This is a genomic window from Sorangium sp. So ce204, assembly GCF_051526795.1.
In the GTDB taxonomy this organism is placed as follows: domain Bacteria; phylum Myxococcota_A; class Polyangia; order Polyangiales; family Polyangiaceae; genus Sorangium; species Sorangium cellulosum_B.
This window is the reverse complement of the sequence record NZ_CP150317.1, coordinates 1,729,517-1,744,875: the sequence shown is the minus strand read 5'-3', so window position 1 is coordinate 1,744,875 and position 15,359 is coordinate 1,729,517. Positions and strand designations below refer to the sequence as shown.

The 15,359-nt window shown below is 70.8% G+C and carries 21 protein-coding genes; 12 read left to right on the top strand and 9 right to left on the bottom strand.

Going from position 1 to position 15,359, the window contains the following annotated elements; genetic code table 11:
- Positions 1–41 precede the first annotated feature (41 nt).
- From modA to WMF22_RS06465, 4 genes are all read left to right on the top strand, one after another.
- Positions 42–872, top strand: coding sequence for a molybdate ABC transporter substrate-binding protein (gene modA, locus WMF22_RS06480; protein ID WP_438035202.1), 831 nt, complete (start codon positions 42–44; stop codon positions 870–872).
- The gene (locus tag WMF22_RS06475) at positions 869–1,684 is read left to right on the top strand and encodes an ABC transporter permease (RefSeq protein ID WP_437298223.1); all 816 of its coding nucleotides are present in this window, start codon (positions 869–871) and stop codon (positions 1,682–1,684) included. The genes modA and WMF22_RS06475 overlap by 4 nt, the downstream gene beginning before the upstream one ends.
- Positions 1,684–2,460: an ABC transporter ATP-binding protein gene (locus WMF22_RS06470; protein ID WP_438035201.1), complete on the top strand. Its 777-nt coding sequence runs from the start codon at positions 1,684–1,686 to the stop codon at positions 2,458–2,460. Before WMF22_RS06475 ends, WMF22_RS06470 begins: the two co-directional genes overlap by 1 nt.
- 159 nt (positions 2,461–2,619) lie before the next feature.
- Positions 2,620–2,850, top strand: a complete 231-nt coding sequence (locus WMF22_RS06465; RefSeq protein ID WP_438035200.1) for a hypothetical protein — start codon at positions 2,620–2,622, stop codon at positions 2,848–2,850.
- A 311-nt stretch (positions 2,851–3,161) separates the two neighbouring features.
- On the opposite strand, the gene WMF22_RS06460 is transcribed toward WMF22_RS06465, so the two are convergent.
- The 5 genes from WMF22_RS06460 to WMF22_RS06440 form a co-directional block, all read right to left on the bottom strand.
- Positions 3,162–3,653 (bottom strand): Fur family transcriptional regulator, encoded by a 492-nt coding sequence (locus tag WMF22_RS06460; RefSeq protein ID WP_438035199.1) that lies wholly within the window; start codon positions 3,651–3,653, stop codon positions 3,162–3,164.
- Positions 3,654–3,755: 102 nt separating this feature from the next.
- Entirely contained in the window at positions 3,756–4,250 is a 495-nt protein-coding gene (locus WMF22_RS06455) for a DUF3368 domain-containing protein (RefSeq protein WP_437298219.1), read from the bottom strand.
- Positions 4,247–4,501 carry a UPF0175 family protein gene (locus WMF22_RS06450; RefSeq protein WP_437298218.1) on the bottom strand — a complete coding sequence of 85 codons (255 nt, stop codon included), beginning with the start codon at positions 4,499–4,501 and terminating at the stop codon, positions 4,247–4,249. The genes WMF22_RS06455 and WMF22_RS06450 overlap by 4 nt, the downstream gene beginning before the upstream one ends.
- Before the next feature lie 127 nt (positions 4,502–4,628).
- A complete protein-coding gene (locus WMF22_RS06445; RefSeq protein ID WP_437298217.1) occupies positions 4,629–4,988 on the bottom strand; it encodes an ArsR/SmtB family transcription factor in 360 nt (119 codons plus the stop codon).
- Complete coding sequence (locus WMF22_RS06440; RefSeq protein ID WP_438035198.1) at positions 4,972–5,490, bottom strand: SRPBCC family protein; 519 nt, start codon at positions 5,488–5,490, stop codon at positions 4,972–4,974. Before WMF22_RS06440 ends, WMF22_RS06445 begins: the two co-directional genes overlap by 17 nt.
- A gap of 108 nt (positions 5,491–5,598) precedes the next feature.
- Here WMF22_RS06440 and WMF22_RS06435 point away from each other — a divergent pair, with 108 nt between their 5' ends.
- From WMF22_RS06435 to WMF22_RS06425, 3 genes are all read left to right on the top strand, one after another.
- A complete protein-coding gene (locus WMF22_RS06435) occupies positions 5,599–5,928 on the top strand; it encodes an ArsR/SmtB family transcription factor (protein ID WP_437298215.1) in 330 nt (109 codons plus the stop codon).
- 10 nt (positions 5,929–5,938) lie between these two features.
- Positions 5,939–6,448 (top strand): SRPBCC family protein, encoded by a 510-nt coding sequence (locus WMF22_RS06430; protein WP_437298214.1) that lies wholly within the window; start codon positions 5,939–5,941, stop codon positions 6,446–6,448.
- Between the two features lie 123 nt (positions 6,449–6,571).
- The gene (locus WMF22_RS06425) at positions 6,572–7,240 is read left to right on the top strand and encodes a glutathione S-transferase family protein (protein ID WP_437298213.1); all 669 of its coding nucleotides are present in this window, start codon (positions 6,572–6,574) and stop codon (positions 7,238–7,240) included.
- A 95-nt stretch (positions 7,241–7,335) separates the two neighbouring features.
- Here WMF22_RS06425 and WMF22_RS06420 read toward each other — a convergent pair whose 3' ends face one another.
- Entirely contained in the window at positions 7,336–8,181 is an 846-nt protein-coding gene (locus WMF22_RS06420) for a ketopantoate reductase family protein (protein ID WP_438035197.1), read from the bottom strand.
- A gap of 60 nt (positions 8,182–8,241) precedes the next feature.
- Between WMF22_RS06420 and WMF22_RS06415 the strand changes: the two genes are divergently transcribed.
- The 4 genes from WMF22_RS06415 (at position 8,242) to WMF22_RS06400 (ending at position 10,936) form a co-directional block, all read left to right on the top strand.
- A complete protein-coding gene (locus WMF22_RS06415) occupies positions 8,242–9,144 on the top strand; it encodes a LysR family transcriptional regulator (RefSeq protein WP_438035196.1) in 903 nt (300 codons plus the stop codon).
- A 201-nt stretch (positions 9,145–9,345) separates the two neighbouring features.
- Complete coding sequence (locus WMF22_RS06410) at positions 9,346–10,011, top strand: TetR/AcrR family transcriptional regulator (protein ID WP_438035195.1); 666 nt, start codon at positions 9,346–9,348, stop codon at positions 10,009–10,011.
- Positions 10,012–10,028: 17 nt separating this feature from the next.
- Positions 10,029–10,325: a YciI family protein gene (locus WMF22_RS06405; RefSeq protein WP_437298209.1), complete on the top strand. Its 297-nt coding sequence runs from the start codon at positions 10,029–10,031 to the stop codon at positions 10,323–10,325.
- The gene (locus WMF22_RS06400; RefSeq protein WP_438035194.1) at positions 10,322–10,936 is read left to right on the top strand and encodes a DNA-3-methyladenine glycosylase I; all 615 of its coding nucleotides are present in this window, start codon (positions 10,322–10,324) and stop codon (positions 10,934–10,936) included. Before WMF22_RS06405 ends, WMF22_RS06400 begins: the two co-directional genes overlap by 4 nt.
- Positions 10,937–10,994: 58 nt before the next feature.
- On the opposite strand, the gene WMF22_RS06395 is transcribed toward WMF22_RS06400, so the two are convergent.
- Both WMF22_RS06395 and WMF22_RS06390 read right to left on the bottom strand, forming a co-directional pair.
- Positions 10,995–12,401, bottom strand: a complete 1,407-nt coding sequence (locus tag WMF22_RS06395) for an MFS transporter (protein ID WP_437298207.1) — start codon at positions 12,399–12,401, stop codon at positions 10,995–10,997.
- On the bottom strand, positions 12,398–12,937 hold the full coding sequence (locus WMF22_RS06390) for a hypothetical protein (protein ID WP_438035193.1): 540 nt from the start codon (positions 12,935–12,937) through the stop codon (positions 12,398–12,400). Before WMF22_RS06390 ends, WMF22_RS06395 begins: the two co-directional genes overlap by 4 nt.
- A 149-nt stretch (positions 12,938–13,086) precedes the next feature.
- Between WMF22_RS06390 and WMF22_RS06385 the strand changes: the two genes are divergently transcribed.
- Complete coding sequence (locus WMF22_RS06385; protein WP_438035192.1) at positions 13,087–14,046, top strand: LysR family transcriptional regulator; 960 nt, start codon at positions 13,087–13,089, stop codon at positions 14,044–14,046.
- A gap of 34 nt (positions 14,047–14,080) precedes the next feature.
- On the opposite strand, the gene WMF22_RS06380 is transcribed toward WMF22_RS06385, so the two are convergent.
- Positions 14,081–15,145, bottom strand: a complete 1,065-nt coding sequence (locus WMF22_RS06380; RefSeq protein ID WP_437298204.1) for an NAD(P)-dependent alcohol dehydrogenase — start codon at positions 15,143–15,145, stop codon at positions 14,081–14,083.
- Positions 15,146–15,359: the final 214 nt, after the last annotated feature.

The window sequence follows — 15,359 nt, the reverse complement described above, 5'->3', positions numbered from 1 at the left end:
CGGACCGAGCCAGGGAACGACGGAACAGAGGAGCCTCCCGGATGAATTGCCCCCGACGACAGCTGGTGCGCGCCCTCCCCCTCCTGATCCTCGCGGCGTGCCTCGCCGTCCTCGGCGGCTGCAAGCGCTCGAAGCCGGCGTCCGCCCAGCGGGAGGACAGGCTCGTCGTCTTCGCCGCAGCCTCCCTCCGGGACGTGTTCACCGCGCTGGGAGAGGATTTCAAGCGCTCCTATCCGGGCGTCGAGGTGACGTTCAACTTCGCCGGCACGCAGGAGCTCCGCACGCAGCTCGAGCACGGCGCCGCCGCCGACGTGTTCGCCTCGGCGGATCAGCGCCACATGGACGAGCTCGTGAAATCTCAGCGCGCCGCCGGCCCCGTCGTCTTCGCGCGCAACGAGCTCGTCCTCGTCGTCGCGAGCGAGAGCGCCGCGACAGTCCGGGGGCTCGCCGACCTCCCCGCCGCGACCCGCATCGTCGTCGGCACCCCCGAGGTCCCGATCGGCCGCTACACGCTGCAGATCCTCGATCGCGCGTCGGCCTCCCTGGGCGGGGATTTCCGCGCGCGCGTGGAGTCCAAGGTCGCCTCGCGCGAGCCCAACGCGCGGCAGGTGCTCGCCAAGGTGCGCCTCGGGGAAGCGCAGGCGGGCGTGGTCTACAGGACGGACACGCAGGCGGCGCAGGACGGCGTGGTCGTCGTGGCGATCCCGCCCGAGGTCAACGTCCTCGCCGAGTACCCGATCGCCGTCGTGTCCGGCGCCGCGCACCCCGGGCTCGCGCGCGCGTGGGTCGACCTCGTGACGTCGGAGGCCGGCCGGACGGCGCTGTGGCGCGCCGGGTTCCTGGTGCCTTCCGGCGGGGGCGCGCCTCGGTGAGCGGGCGCCTCCGCGCGGAGCGGGTCGCCCTGGCCGCGGTCGGCGCGGTCCTCGTGGCCTTCCTTGCCGTCCCGATCCTGGCCTTGTTCGCGACGGCCACGGCGGGGGACGTCGCGCAGGGGCTCCGCCACCCCCTCGTGTGGCCCGCGCTGCGCCTGAGCCTCCTGACGACCTGCGCGAGCCTCGCCGTCGTGGTCGTCCTCGGGACGCCGCTCGCCTGGGCGCTGGCGCGCTCGCGCGGGCGGCTCTCGCGCGCGGTCGAGGCGGTGGTGCAGCTGCCCATCGTCGTCCCGCCCGCTGTCGCGGGCGTCGCGCTGCTGCTCGCGTTCGGCCGCCGCGGGCTCCTCGCCGGGTGGCTCTACCCCGCGGGGTGGTCGGTCTCGTTCACGACGACGGCGGTCGTCGTCGCCGAGGTGTTCGTCTCGGCGCCGTTCTTCGTGCAGGCGGCGACCAGCGCGTTCCGGAGGGTCGACGCGCGGCTGCTCGTGGTGGCGCGGACCTTCGGCGCGTCGCCGCTCCGGGTGTTCTTCCGCGTGGCGCTGCCGCTCTCGGCCCCTGGGCTCGCCGCGGGGGCCGCGATGAGCTGGGCCCGCTCCCTCGGCGAGTTCGGCGCCACGCTCATGTTCGCCGGCAACCTGGAGGGGCGGACGCAGACGCTGCCGCTCGCCATCTACACGGCGCTCGAGTCGGAGCTGCGCGCCGCGCAGGCGCTGTCGATGGTCCTCGTCGTCGTGGCGTTCACGCTGCTCCTGTTCGTGCGGGCCGTGCTGCGGCGCTCCACCGAGGCCGAGCGCCCCGAGGCGGCGCCGTGATGGCGGCGGAGCGCCTCCGCGCCCGCGTGACCGCGCGCGTCGGGCGCCTGTGCATCGAGGCCGATCTCGACACCGGCGGCGGGTCGCTCGTCCTGGTGGGGCCGAACGGCGCCGGCAAGACGACCCTGCTCTCGCTCCTCCTGGGCGTCTTCCCCGTGGAGCGAGGGCGCGTGGAGGTCGGCGAGGCGGTGCTCCTCGACACGGCGGCCGGGATCGACGTGCCGGTCGAGCAGCGCGGGATCGGCTATGTGCCCCAGGACTACGCGCTGTTTCCGCACCTCAGCGTCCGCGAGAACGTCGCGTTCGCGGTGCGGAGCGATCCCGCGCGGCGGGGGCGCGCGGCCGGCGCCGAGGTCGTCGACGCCATGCTCGCCGACCTCGGCATCGCCGCGCACGCGCACCGGCGGACGCAGGCGCTCTCCGGCGGCGAGAAGCAGCGCGTGGCGCTCGCCCGCGCGCTCTCGGTGAGCCCGCGGGCGCTGCTCCTCGACGAGCCGCTCGCCGCGCTCGACGTCCACTCGCGCCGCGCGGTCCGGGCGTTCCTCTCGGACTACCTGCGGACGCTCGCCATCCCCACCGTCGTCGTCACGCACGACGCCACGGACGCGCGGCTCCTCGGAGATCGCATCGCGGTCCTCGAGGCAGGGCGCGTGACGCAGGCAGGCACCTGGGAGGAACTCTCCGCCCGACCGGCGTCGCCCTTCGTGGAGGAGTTCGTCGCCTCGGCGCGCAGCGCCGGCGACGCGCCGCCCTCCCGGCGCGCGGATTCAGCCTGAAAATTCGGCAAGAAGCAGCGAAACCATCTGTCACGGCCGGATCTCCGGTCACGAGGCCATCCGTCCGTCCGTCGCTCCCCCCAGCGCGCAGCTGCCACCCAGCGCGATGATATTGAAAATGAGAATCATTCGCGTTACTGTCTCGCTCGGGAGGTCGACTTGTCAAACCCGAAGGACTGTCGTCACGAAACCCTCGCGCACAACGGCGTCGCGCACGTCCAGCGGTGCCTGGACTGCGGGAGTATCTCGATTTATCTCGGCCCCATCTCCGTCCGGCTCGACGATTCAAGCCTGGAGGCGCTGTGGGCGGTGCTCGGAGAGGCCACCGCGGAGCTCCACGCGAGGAAGACGACCGAGGTGCTGAACGTCATGAGGCGAGGTGTCGCGTGAGGGCCCGGGCGCTCGCGCGCGCGTCCTCGACGGCCCTTCCGCTGGACGGGCCCTGGGGGACGTTCGGCGTGCGGGTCCGGGGGCTCGCGTGCGCGGCCATGGGGCGCCTTGGTCGGTGGGTCGCCGCGGCCGGCTGCGCGGCGATGTTCGGCTTCGTCGGCGCGTTCGTCGCCCTGAGCGCCGGCTGGATCGCGTGGCCTGGCTACCTGGCGGCGGTGTCCGGGTCGCTGCTCGTGTACGCCGCCTGCCTCGCGGTCGGGCACGCCGGTGATCCGGTCGCGCTGCGGCGCCGGCAGGGCGCCTCTCGCGCGTCAGCCCTCGACGCCGGCAGCGCTGCAGTCCTTGCAGATCCCGAGCAGCTCGTGGACGTGGCCCGTCAAGCGGAAGCCGAATCTCTCCGCGACATCGCGCTGAAGAACCTCGATCGCCTCGAACTCGAACTCCACGACCTTGCCGCAGCGTGTGCAGATCAGGTGGTCGTGATGTTCACGCTCGAACGCCCGCTCGTACCGCGCGCCGTCGCCCTTCGACACGAGCGTCATCTGGAGGAGCCCCGCCTCCACCAGAAGGGGTAGGACGCGGTAGACGGTGGCGGGATGAGCGTCGATGATGCCGCCCTCGCGGAGCTCCTTCAGCAGGTCGTCGACCGAGAAGTGGCCTCGCCTGAGGAGCGCTGCGCGCGCGATGGCGTCGCGGACCGCCGACCCCTTCAGGCCGCGCTGCCGCACCGTGCGCCGCAGCCGCTCCAGTGCCCGCTCGAGGCCGGCCTCGTCGAGCGCGGGCGGCTGGATCACATGGCGCACGCGGGGGACTATACGAACCGTTCGCAAGATGGTCAACGCTGGCCCAGCACCTCGGCGGGTGCGCGGCATCGTGGGCTGGAGCTCGCCTGTCCGGCGCCGCCGTCAGTCCGCCTCCCCTGCTCTCTCCAGCACCGCACGCCAGACGGGTGTGGCCAGGCGAAACCCGAATGTCTGCAGGCGTTCCAGCTCAGGACGGACCAGGTCGAGAAGCCCGCGCTCCTTCGCGACCACAAGGACGCCAGCCGTTCCGGTGATGTGCAAGCCCAGGGATGTCGCGACAGTTCGCGCGTATCCGTCGTCCAGAAGGACCAGCGATCCAGGGAGCGACCGCGAGAGCGCTATCCCCTCGGTTTCCCCGGCGCCAAGCCCGTCGATCCCCTGGAGCGCATGAGCAGGGGGCGATCGCAGCTCGATCCAGTCCAGGGTGGTCACGTCGGGCAGATCCCTGCCCAGGCGAAGCCCTACGTTGAGCTCTGCGACGACGGCAGGTGGGACGAGCAAGCGCCGATAGAGATGTTGCAGAAGCTCGAGGCGCCCGAGGCGGTGAAGGTAGCTCAGCGGCCCCGTATCGCTGATCACCGCGACCGGAAGCGTCATCTCGCCGCCGTCTTGGCAACATCCACATCGGCCGGGTCGAACGCCGCGGTCGGGATGCCGATCTCCGCGAGCCGGGCGGCGAAGCGAAACCGCTCCACGCATGCGATTTCGGCGGCCTTGGCCAGCGACACCCGGCCTTCCTCGTAAAGGCGGATCGCGGCGGCGAAGGCGATCTCGGACGCCAGCCGTTCGGCCGGCACCTGCAGCGCTGCGCAGAGGTCGTCGGGAACCGTCAGGGCGACGATGGTCATGCCTCTGAGTATCGCGCGAAGCGCTCCGGTGTCGAGGTCGGCTCGGGGGCCACAGCCGGCGTCCGCGTCGCGATCCTGGGCGGCGCTCGACTGCCTCGCCCGAATGCGTGCGCGGCAAGCCGTTCTCCTAGCGCTTTTCCCGTTCACGCGTCGACGGCGGAGGCTCCTCGACCATCCGGCGCAGCCGATCGAGCGCGCGATCCCAGCCTGCGGAGATGCCGTCGAGGAACACGCGGGCTTCCTCGATCCGCCGCGGCTCGAGCGCGTAGAGGACCTCGCGCCCGCGCCGCTCGTGCGTCACGAGGCCCGCGCCCTCGAGCACCCGGAGGTGCTTCACGATCGCCTGTCGCGTCACCTTCGCTCCGTCGGAGAGCGCTGTCGCCGACAGCGCCCCTCCGGCCCCGAGCCGGGTCACCACCGACAGCCGCGTCCCGTCGCCGAGGGCGAAGAAGACGTCCGCGACCGCCGGTTCACACGCTTTCGACATACTTCGCGATGTTCTCGGCCTGAGCGGCCCATCCCCCCTCGTTCATGCGGAACGCGCGCTCGCGCCGATGCGCCGGCACACGGTCGAAGCCGGACTCCACGATGGTGAGCAGGGTGCCTTCAGCGACCCCCTCGAGGCGGAACTCGACGAGCGTCGTCGGCTCGTTCTCCGGGTCGGCCTCGGCGTCGATGCCATACGGGATCCAGCGAAAGCTGAAGTACCGCTCCGGCTCGACGCGCTCCACCGTGCAGAACACCGCGTTCTTCTCCGGGAGCTTCACCTTCGAAGGCCGGAGACCGCGGCTCTTCTGGTAGTCCATGATGGCGGCCTCGTTGAGCTCCTCGTCGAAGATGCCGGTGAGCGTCTTGCCCGCGACGAACTCACCCTCGAGCTCGACCCCGAACCAGCGCCCGAACTCCCGGGCGTCGGCGATCGCCCGCCACACGCGTGACACGGGCGCGCGCAGCGTGACCCGCTTCTCGATCCTGTCCGTCGATGCCATGTGCAACCTCCTGGATGCACAATACCGAGCCGCTCGACGAAGTGCAACCATATGATTGCACTTCGTCCTTCGCTTGACTTCAGGGAGCCAATCCACAACCATATGGTTGTGGATTCGCTGAGCACGACCCTGGCCGCCCTGAGCGACGCCACCCGGCGCGCGATCCTCGTGCGGCTCAAGGCGGGGCCTGCGTCGGTGCACGAGCTGGCGCAGCCGTTTCAGATCTCGCAACAGGCCATCTCCAAGCACCTGGCGACCCTGGAACGAGCGGGTCTCATCGAGAAGCGGCGCGACGGGCGGCAGCACGTTTGCCAGCTCAACCCCGCGCCGATGCGGGAGGTGGCGAGCTGGGTCGAGCAGTACCGGCAGCACTGGGACGAGGCGTTCGGCCGCCTGGACGACCTCCTGCACGAGCTGCATCCGCCGAAGAAAGGGTGATCACGTCACGATGCAATTCTCTCAAACCCCTCATGAGCCCACGGTCCTCATCGAGCGCACGTTCGACTTTCCGCGCGACGTGGTGTTCGATGCGTGGACGAACCCCGACCTGCTGGCGCGCTGGTTCGCGCCGCGGGGGTGCACCCTCCGCTTCGCGCGGATCGACGTCCGGCCGGGAGGGGGCTTCCACTCGTGCATCCACAACCCGCAGTTCGGCGATTGCTGGACCGTCGGTGTCTACCGCGAGGTGGTGCGGCCGGAGCGGCTCGCGTTCACCCTGCGGATCGCCGACGCGAACGGGGATCCCGTCTCCTCCGAGAGCCAGGGGCACGATCGGGAATGGCCCGAGGAGACGCTCGTGTCGATCACCTTCACCGAGCGAAGCGGGCGGACGCTCGTGAGGCTCGAGCAGAACGTGAGCGAGGCGCTCGCTCGCCGGACCGGCGCGCACCCGAGCTGGCTCCAGATGCTGGACGCGCTCGGCGAGGAGCTGGCGAGGGGCGCGCGGAGGCCCGGCTAGGACATCGATGAGGCTGATTTTGCGAGAATTTCGGGCGCTCCGATGGAGCGCGCGACGGTCTCGCCGACCATGACCACTTGCAGACACGAACCGCTCGCAGACACGCGAAGCAGCAAGGCCACCATGACGACACCGATCCTCTACGCCCACCCCTTCTCGTCCTACTCCCAGAAGGCCTTCATCGCCTTTTACGAAAAGGACGTCCCCTTCGAGCTGCGCCTGCTGGAGCCTTCCAACCCGCAGGCCGGCGCCGAGCTGGCGGCGCTCTGGCCGCTCGGCAAGTTCCCCGTGCTCCGGGTCGGTGACCTCGCCCTGTGGGAGGCGAGCATCGTTGTCGAGTGGCTCGACCAGGCCCATCCGGGTCCTGCCCGCCTGATCCCGCCCGATCCGGACGCCGCGCTCCAGGTGCGGATGTTCGACCGCATCTTCGACAACTACGTCATGAACATGATGCAGGTGATCGTGAACAACCGCATTCGCGCGATGCAGTCCAACCCGCGCGATGAGCACGGGGAGGTTCTGGCCCGCGCGGCCCTGGACAAGGTCTACGCCTGGCTCGACGGAGAGCTCGCCGGCCGCACCTGGGCGACAGGCGAGGCCTTCACCCTCGCCGACTGCGCCGCCGCCCCGTCGCTGTTCTACGCCGACTGGGTCCACCCCTTCGACGATCGCCCGAACCTGCGCGCCTATTACCGCCGCCTGCGCGAGCGCCCGTCCGTCGATCGTGCCGTGGACGGCGGCCGCCCCTACCGCCACTACTTCCCGGGCGGCGCGCCGGCCGATCGCGACTAGTTCCGCCCGCCAGAAGTCCGGCCAGCGATCTGGGGCGAGATTTCAACGCAAAGCCGCAAAGTCGCAAAGCCGCAAAAAAGAACAGATTGATACCTCTACGGGCGGATCGCCAGCAGCTCGGCGGCCTGACTCGGCGCCGCGGTCGCCACCATGTCGATGAGCATCCGGGGCTCGGCGGCGCCGAGCGCGCCGAGCTTCCGGAGCTCCTGGGTGCGGCTCATGAGCCACAACAAGCCGGTCGTGAACGGGCGCGGCAGACGGCTGAGCAGCGCCACCACGGCGGGCTCGACGGCGTGGCCCAGGCCGCGCACGATGTGAAACCCCTGGGCGAGCGCGGCGGCGTAGCGGCGCGCCTCACCCCATGTGATGCCGGCGTTCCGGTGCGCCACGACGACGCCGATCGACATGAGCGGGATCACCATGGCGGCGTGCGAGCGCAACCATCCGTGCATATCGGCGCTTGTCACGGTCGGGATCCCCGCAGCGCCGAACACCTTCGCCCAGGCCGCATCGCCCACGGTGGTTCCGGGCAGGATGCGCCTCCGCAGCTCGCCGTCGATGAGATGCGCCAGCACGCCGCCGGGGAAGCCGAACGAGAAGCGCTCGGCGCCCACCGCGTCCCGCAGTCGATCCAGCGGCTCGAAGGTGTTGAACATGAACATGACGTGTCGCGCGACGCTCTGTCGCAGCGCGGGTAAGACGCTGTCGACCTGAGGCGCCAGCACCGTCACGAGCACGAGATCGTACGGGACGCTCGGGTCGAGCGTGCCGGCGACGGCGACAGGGGCGCGCGCGCCGTCGGTCAGGACGATGGCGCGGTCTTCCCGCAGGCGCTCCAGCCGCGCGCCGCGCGCGACGGCCGTGACCTCGTGGCCGGCCTTCGCCAGCTGGTAAGCGAATGTACTGCCGATGGCTCCTGTACCGAGCACTGCTATTTTCATAAAGACAGCATAACCTGCGCCGCACCATGGATGTTTTGCGCGAATACAAAACAGTTTTGCATGGACGAAGATCCGCCGAGATGGCAGGGTCGCCCCATGGACTGGGACGATTGTCGTGTGCTGCTCGAGGTCCACCGCCGCGGGAGCTTCCTCGCGGCCGGACAGCGCCTCGGCATGTCGGCCTCCACGGTCATGCGCCGCGTCTCGACGCTCGAGCGCGCGCTCGGGCGCTCCGTCGTCCACCGGACGAGCCACGGGGTGCGGCTCGAACGCGAGGCCCTCGCGCTCGTAAAGATCGCCGCCGGGTTCGAGCAGGCGCTCGGGGCGCACGATCGTGAACGAGCCGGCACCGTGCGCCTCTCCGTGCCGGAGGGGTTTGGCGCCGTGGCCGCCCAGGCGGCGCGGCGATGCTGGGAGCAGGACCGGACGACCATCGTCGAGGTGTCGGTCGAGTCGCGGCTCGTCGACCTGGCGGAGCGCGAGGCCGACATCGGGCTCCGCGGGGGTCGTTCGGCCTCGAACGTGCTCATCGAGAAGCGCGTCGGCGAAGTGAAGCCGGCTCTGTACGCGAGCGCCGCTTACCTGGCAGCGCATCTGCCCGGACGCCTGGTCACGAGAGACGACTACACGGGCCAGCGCTTCATCGTCGATGAGCGGATCACCCAGGGACTCGGCCCCTTCCGCTGGCTCGTGGAGCGCGGCGCGCAGAGCTTCCCGCTTCGTTCAAACGCCGTGGAGACGCGGCTCGAGGCAGCGCGGGCAGGCATGGGCATCGTCGTGCACGCTGCCGGCGTCGATGTTCCGGGCCTGGAGCCCGTGGCGCTCGACGCCCCGGGTCCGTCGCTTCCGTTCTACGTCGTGATGCATCGAGAGCTGCGCCAGGTGCCGCGCATGCGCGCGATGGCGAGGGCGTTGGGTGAGATGTTCGCGGAGTACACGACCAAGGCCACCGCTCGCGGATAACAGCGGGCCCTCGCACCGCTCCAGCGTGCCGACCGGCGCGACGGCGGGAGGGTGCTGCAGACGCCGCCGGTCCGCGACCGTGCCCGCTGATGCCCCGGGTCGTGGCAGGGCGGGCGCGGCGACGCTTGACATCCTAGGACAATCGTCCTACAAGTTCGACTCTCCGCGGCTGCGACAGCGGCCGTCCGGCGAGGCGACGCTGTGAGCAACCCGACGACGCGCGCTCAGATCGTTCAAGCGGCCGATGGTCTCTTCTATCGACGGGGCTACGAGCACACATCCTTCGCCGATATCGCGGAGGCCGTCGGTATTTCACGCGGCAACTTCTATTACCACTTCAAGACGAAGGACGAGATCCTGGATGCGGTGATCGACGAGCGCCTCGCCAATACGCAGCAGATGCTCGATCGGTGGGAGACCGAGGGGAGCAGCCCCGCGGACCGCATACGTAGCTTCATCGGGATCTTGATCGCGAACCGCGCCAGCATCAAGCGATACGGTTGCCCCGTCGGCACCCTGTGCGCCGAGCTCGCAAAGCTGGACCACCCTTCCCGGCCGGGAGCCAACCGGCTGTTCACGCTCTTCCGGACGTGGCTGAGCCGGCAGTTCGCCCTGCTCGGCCGGGCGGACGACGCCGATGAGCTCGCGATGCACCTCCTGGCCCGGAGCCAGGGGGTGGCCACGCTGGCGAGCGCCTTCCACGACGAGGCCTTCATCGCGCAGGAAGTGGAGCAGATGCACGCGTGGTTGCTGTCGCTGACGACCAGCGCCGCCCCGCCTGGCCCCGACGCTCGGTCAGAGCGGGGGAGCCAGGCGACGCAACGCAAGACGACACGTGGCCGCCCCCGCGGCAGACGTGAGCCGTAACCCCAGGAGCATGCGCCGTGTTTCTTGTCCTTCTCAAGTTCTCCGACAACAAGGGTCAGGCCAGCCTGTACATGGAGCAACACAACGCCTGGATCCGGCGTGGCTTCGACGAAGGCGTGTTCGTGCTGGTCGGGAGCCTGAAGCCCCACGGCGGCGGCGGCATCCTCGCGCATCGGACCACGATGGAGGAGCTTCGCGACAGGGTGAACGGCGATCCGTTCGTCACCGCGGGCGTCGTCAGCGCCGAGATCCTCGAGATCGCGCCGTCTCGAGTCGACGAGCGGCTCGGGTTCCTGCGAGGCGACGCGCCATGAGCACCGCGACGATCGTGGGGCCCGACGGCCGAGCGCGTTGCCGCTGGTCCGGCGCGGCGCCGGAGTTCATCGACTACCACGATCGCGAGTGGGGGTTTCCTGTCAGCGACGACCGCCGGCTGTTCGAGAAGCTGAGCCTCGAGGGCTTCCAGTCCGGGTTGAGCTGGCGCACCGTCCTCGCCAAGCGTGAGAGCTTCCGCGCGGTGTTCCACGGCTTCGACGTCGACGAGATCGCCCGCTTCACCGGGCGAGACGTCGAGCGGCTCCTCGGAGATGAGCGGATCATCCGCCACCGCGGCAAGATCGAGGCGGTCATCCACAACGCTCGATGCGCCAGAGAGCTCGTCGCGCGCGAGGGCTCGCTGGCGGCGTTCGTCTGGCGCTACGAGCCCGCGGCGGAGCAGCTCGCGCGCCCGCAGACCGTGTCGACCTCACCGGAGTCGGTCGCCCTCTCGAAGGATCTGAAGAAGCTCGGCTGGAAGTTCGTCGGCCCCACGACGGTGTACGCGTTCATGCAGGCGATGGGGCTTGTGAACGATCACGTCGAGGGCTGCGTCATCCGAGGAGACGTCGAGCGCTCGCGCGAGCGATTCAAGCGCCCCCGGCGCTGACAGCCCGCACCCGTCACGGTCGGGACACCACGGCTTTCAGCTGCCCATCCGCCCACCGTCATGGCTCGCGGTGCGAGCCAGCGCGCAGCGCGCTGACGATCCCGGCGCTCAGCGTCAGCGCGGCGCCGATACCGAGGCCGATGCGCGGCGCGGCATCCACTGGCATGAGCGTGAAGAGCAAGGTCATGACGACGGCGCCCGCCGTCTGGCCGGCCAGCCGCGCGGTGCCCTGCATGCCGCCCGCGGCGGCGCTCCGCGCGCGCGGCGCCGCGAGGAACATGTTGCGGTTGTTCGGCACCTGGAACAGGCCAAAGCCCGCGCCGCACAGCGCCACGAACGGCACCAGCGACAGCGCGCCGCCGTGCGCCGGCGACAGCGCGAGCGCGGCGAGCCCCAGCGCGAGACACCCCGCGCCCGCCGCGCACAGCCAGGCCGTCGAGATGCGGTCGGCGAGGCGGCCCGCGACGGGCGCCAGGAGGGCCACGCTCAGCGGCCAGGGCGTGATCAGCAGCCCGGTGGCCAAAGCATCCTGGCCAAAGCCGTGCCGCAGATAGAAGGGCAGCGCGACGAGCGCCGAGGCCTGCCCCGCGAAGCACGCGACCGAGGCGATCACGGAGACGCGAAACGAACGGCTGCGCAGCAGGTCGAGCGGCACCAGGGGCGCCTCCTTCGGCAGCTCGCGGCGGAGCAGCAGCGTCGCGCTCAGGACGGCCGCGGCGAGCAAGCCGGCCCCGAGCGCCGGCGCCGCCGGCAGCAGCTCCGCACCTGTGATCAGCGCGCCGAAGGCCCCCGCGCTCAGCGCCATGCTCGTCGCGTCCAGCGCCCGCGCCGTGCCGGGGACCTCGGGGAGGCCGCGCGAGGCGAGCAGCACCGCCACGCCGAGCGGAAGATTGACGGCGAACAGCCAGGGCCAGCTCGCGCTCGAGAGCAGCACGGCGCCGACCGTGGGCGCCGCGGCCGAGGACAGCGCCACGGCGAGCGCGTTCCAGCCGATGGCGGCTGCCAGCTGCGCCTGCGGAACCACGAAGCGCAGCAGCGCCACCCCGAGCGCCATCACGGCGGCACCCCCGAGCCCCTGCAAGAAGCGCGCAGCGACAAGCCAGTGGAGCGACGGCGCCAGCGCGCACAGCGCCGACGCGCCCGTGAACAGCCCGACGCCCGCCGTGAACACGGCGCGATAACCCAGGCTCTCGCCCAGCGCGGCGCACGGCAACAGAGCCATCACCAGCCCGAGCTGGTAGGCGCTGACGACGCGCACCGACGCGGCGGGCGTCACCTGGAGCGCGTGCGCCAGCGCAGGCAGCGCCACGTTGGCGATGCCCGCGGAGAGCACCACAAGCACCATGGCCGCGAGCACGCACGCAATCGCCTCCGCCCGCGCCGGGCCCTGCGCACAGGAAGCCGCCTGATCGCGCGCCCCGCTCGGCAGGGGCGCGCCCGCGATCGAGGTGCGCAGCGCCATCATGTTCCCACCGTCCAGACGCCGTTGCGCTCGACATAGCGGGTCACGCGCCGCGCGACCTGATCTTCCTGTCGGAGATCGCGCTCGGTGAAACGGAACAGCAGCGCCGGGCCGGCGACGCAGCGCGTGTCGTGGATGTCTCCCGGCAAGAACAGCTGCGCCTGCCCGGCGCGCAGCAGCGTCTCGTCACGCTTGACCAGCTGGACGCCGGCCCCGGTCTCCACGCGAGCGTAGGTCGACATCGCGATCTCTCCGCGCTGCACGGCGTAGATCACCCAGGCGCGACCGTGGTCATGCGGCGGGCGGTAGAGCCCGGCTTGCTCGGTGTGGGCCTGCAGCACGAAGCCGTGCCTCGCGTCCCGGTAGAGCTCCCTGGACGCGGGCGCCTCCTCGTGCAGCGCCGCGAGCCAGGGCTCCGCGGCGCGCGCCTTCGCCAGCTGTTCCAGGTGATCGCGACAGCTGGCGACAAGGTCGCTGCTGAGCGGTCCCCAGCTGGCGCGGGTGCGATGGACGAACAGGTCAAGGGCGTTCTCGGTCATGGCTGGCCTCCGGCTCGGCTCGAATCGACGTGATCCGCGCTTCGACGTCGAAGCTAGGGCGCCGGCGCGGATTGCGGAACGCGCAACGATCGCAATCACTATGTGCATACGACGCTATAGTTCACCCCGACCTCTGCTAGCCTGGCGGCGTGTCGCTGCCTGATCTGAACCTGCTCGTGACGCTCGACGTGCTGCTCACGGAAGGCAGCGTCACCGGCGCGGCCCGACGCCTGCGCCTGAGCCCGTCGGCGATGAGTCGGGCGCTCGCGCGCCTGCGGGAGACCCTGGGCGACCCCCTGCTGGTGCGCGCCGGACGCGGCCTGGTGCCGACCCCGCGCGCGCTCGAGCTGCGCGAGCGCGTGAGCCACCTGGTGCAGGGCGCCGAGGCCGTCCTGCGCCCGGCCGAGGAGCTCGACCTGAAGCGCCTGGTGCGCACCTTCACGCTGCGCACCAGCGAGGGCTTCGTCGAGAGCTTCGGTCCAGCCCTGATCGAGCGCACCGGCGCCGAGGCGCCAGGCGTCCGGCTGCGCTTCGTGGCCAAGCCCGACAAGGACAGCGCGCCGCTGCGCACGGGCGCCGTCGACCTCGAGACGGGCGTCGTCGACGAGGACACCAGCCCCGAGCTGCGGACCCAGGCGCTGTTCCGCGACCGCTTCATCGGCGTCGTGCGCGGCGACCACCCCCTCGGCCGCGCGAAGATCACGCCCGCGCGCTACGCCGCCGGACGCCACGTCGTGTTCTCGCGGCGCGGCGTGGCCAAGGGGCGCATCGACGAGAGCCTGGCCGCGCTCGGCCTGGCGCGCGAGGTGGTGACCATCGTCGGCGGGTTCGCGACCGCGATCGCCCTGGCGCGCGCGACCGACCTGATCGCCACCGTTCCGGATCACCACACAAGGAGCCTGCGCGACGGCCTGTTCAGCTTCGCGCTGCCCTTCGCCGCGCCGGAGATCACGGTGTCTTTGCTGTGGCACCCGAGGCTGGACGCGGACCCCGCGCACCGCTGGTTGCGCGACAGCGTGCGGGAGGTCGTGGCAGGCGGGGAAGAGACGGCGGCGCGGAGCGGGCGCGCCGGGCCGCGCCGCGAGCCACGGAAGAGGCGAAGGGGCTAGCGCCGCCCCTCGGCTTCGACGATGACCTGTGGCTTTACCCCTGTGGCCCGGCGGCCAGGCTGGCGGTGTCGATGACGAAGCGATACTTGACGTCGCTTCTGAGCATCCGCTCGTACGCCTGTTCGATCCGCTGGATCGGAATCACCTCGATGTCGGCGACGATCCCCTTCTCCGCGCAGAAATCGAGCATCTCCTGCGTCTCGGCGATGCCGCCGATCGTCGACCCGGCGATCGTCCTGCGCTTGAGCACGAGGTTGAAGACGGCGGGCGACGGGTGGGCGTCCTTCGGCACGCCCACGAGCACCAGGGCGCCGTCCCGCCTGAGCAGCCTCGTGAAGGCGTCGAGGTCATGGCTCACCGCGACCGTGTCCAAGATCATGTCGAAGCTCTCGGCGTGAGCGTCCATCTCGCTCGCGTTGCGCGACACAACGACCTCGTCCGCGCCGAGGGCCTTGGCGTCTTGCCGCTTCGACTCCGACGTCGTGAACGCGACGGTGTGCGCGCCCATCGCGTGGGCGAGCTTGACGCCCATGTGGCCGAGCCCGCCGATGCCCACCACGCCGATCTTCTTGCCGGGCCCGGCGTTCCAGTGCCGGAGCGGCGAATAGGTGGTGATGCCGGCGCAGAGCAGCGGGGCCACGGCCGCCAGCTGCTCCTCGCGATGGCTGATCTTCACCACGTACTTGTCATTGACGACGATCCGCTGGGAGTAGCCGCCCAGCGTGTGCCCGGGGGCGTCCGGGGTCGGAGAGTTGTAGGTGAGCGTCATGCCCCTCTCGCAGTACTGCTCGAGGTGATCGGCGCAGGACGCGCAGGTGCCGCAGCTGTCGACCATGCAGCCGACGCCGACCAGCTCGCCCTCCTTGAAGCGAGATACCTGGGCTCCCACAGCGGACACCCGCCCCACGATCTCGTGCCCAGGAACGCACGGATAGAGCGTGCCCGCCCATTCACCTCGGACGGTGTGCAAGTCCGAGTGGCAGACGCCGCAGTAGACGATGTCGATCTGCACGTCGTGGTCGCCCGGGGCGCGACGAAAGATGTCGAGCGCCTCCAGCGGCTTGTCGGCGGCATGGGCACCAAAGGCTTTCACGGTCATCGTTTACTCCTGGAAGAGCTTGAGCTCCTGGAAGGGGGGGATCGGCCCTGCTGGCTCGTCGGCTGCCGGGCCACGTGCGGCACTATAGTGCGCTCGGCGCCGGCGGTGAACCAGCGCGCCGAGCTGGCATAAACACGAGCAAATACGATAATTTAGCAAGCAGCGCACCGAGCGCCCCCTCCTCGCCCGCGCGGCACACGATCTGGAGCGGTCC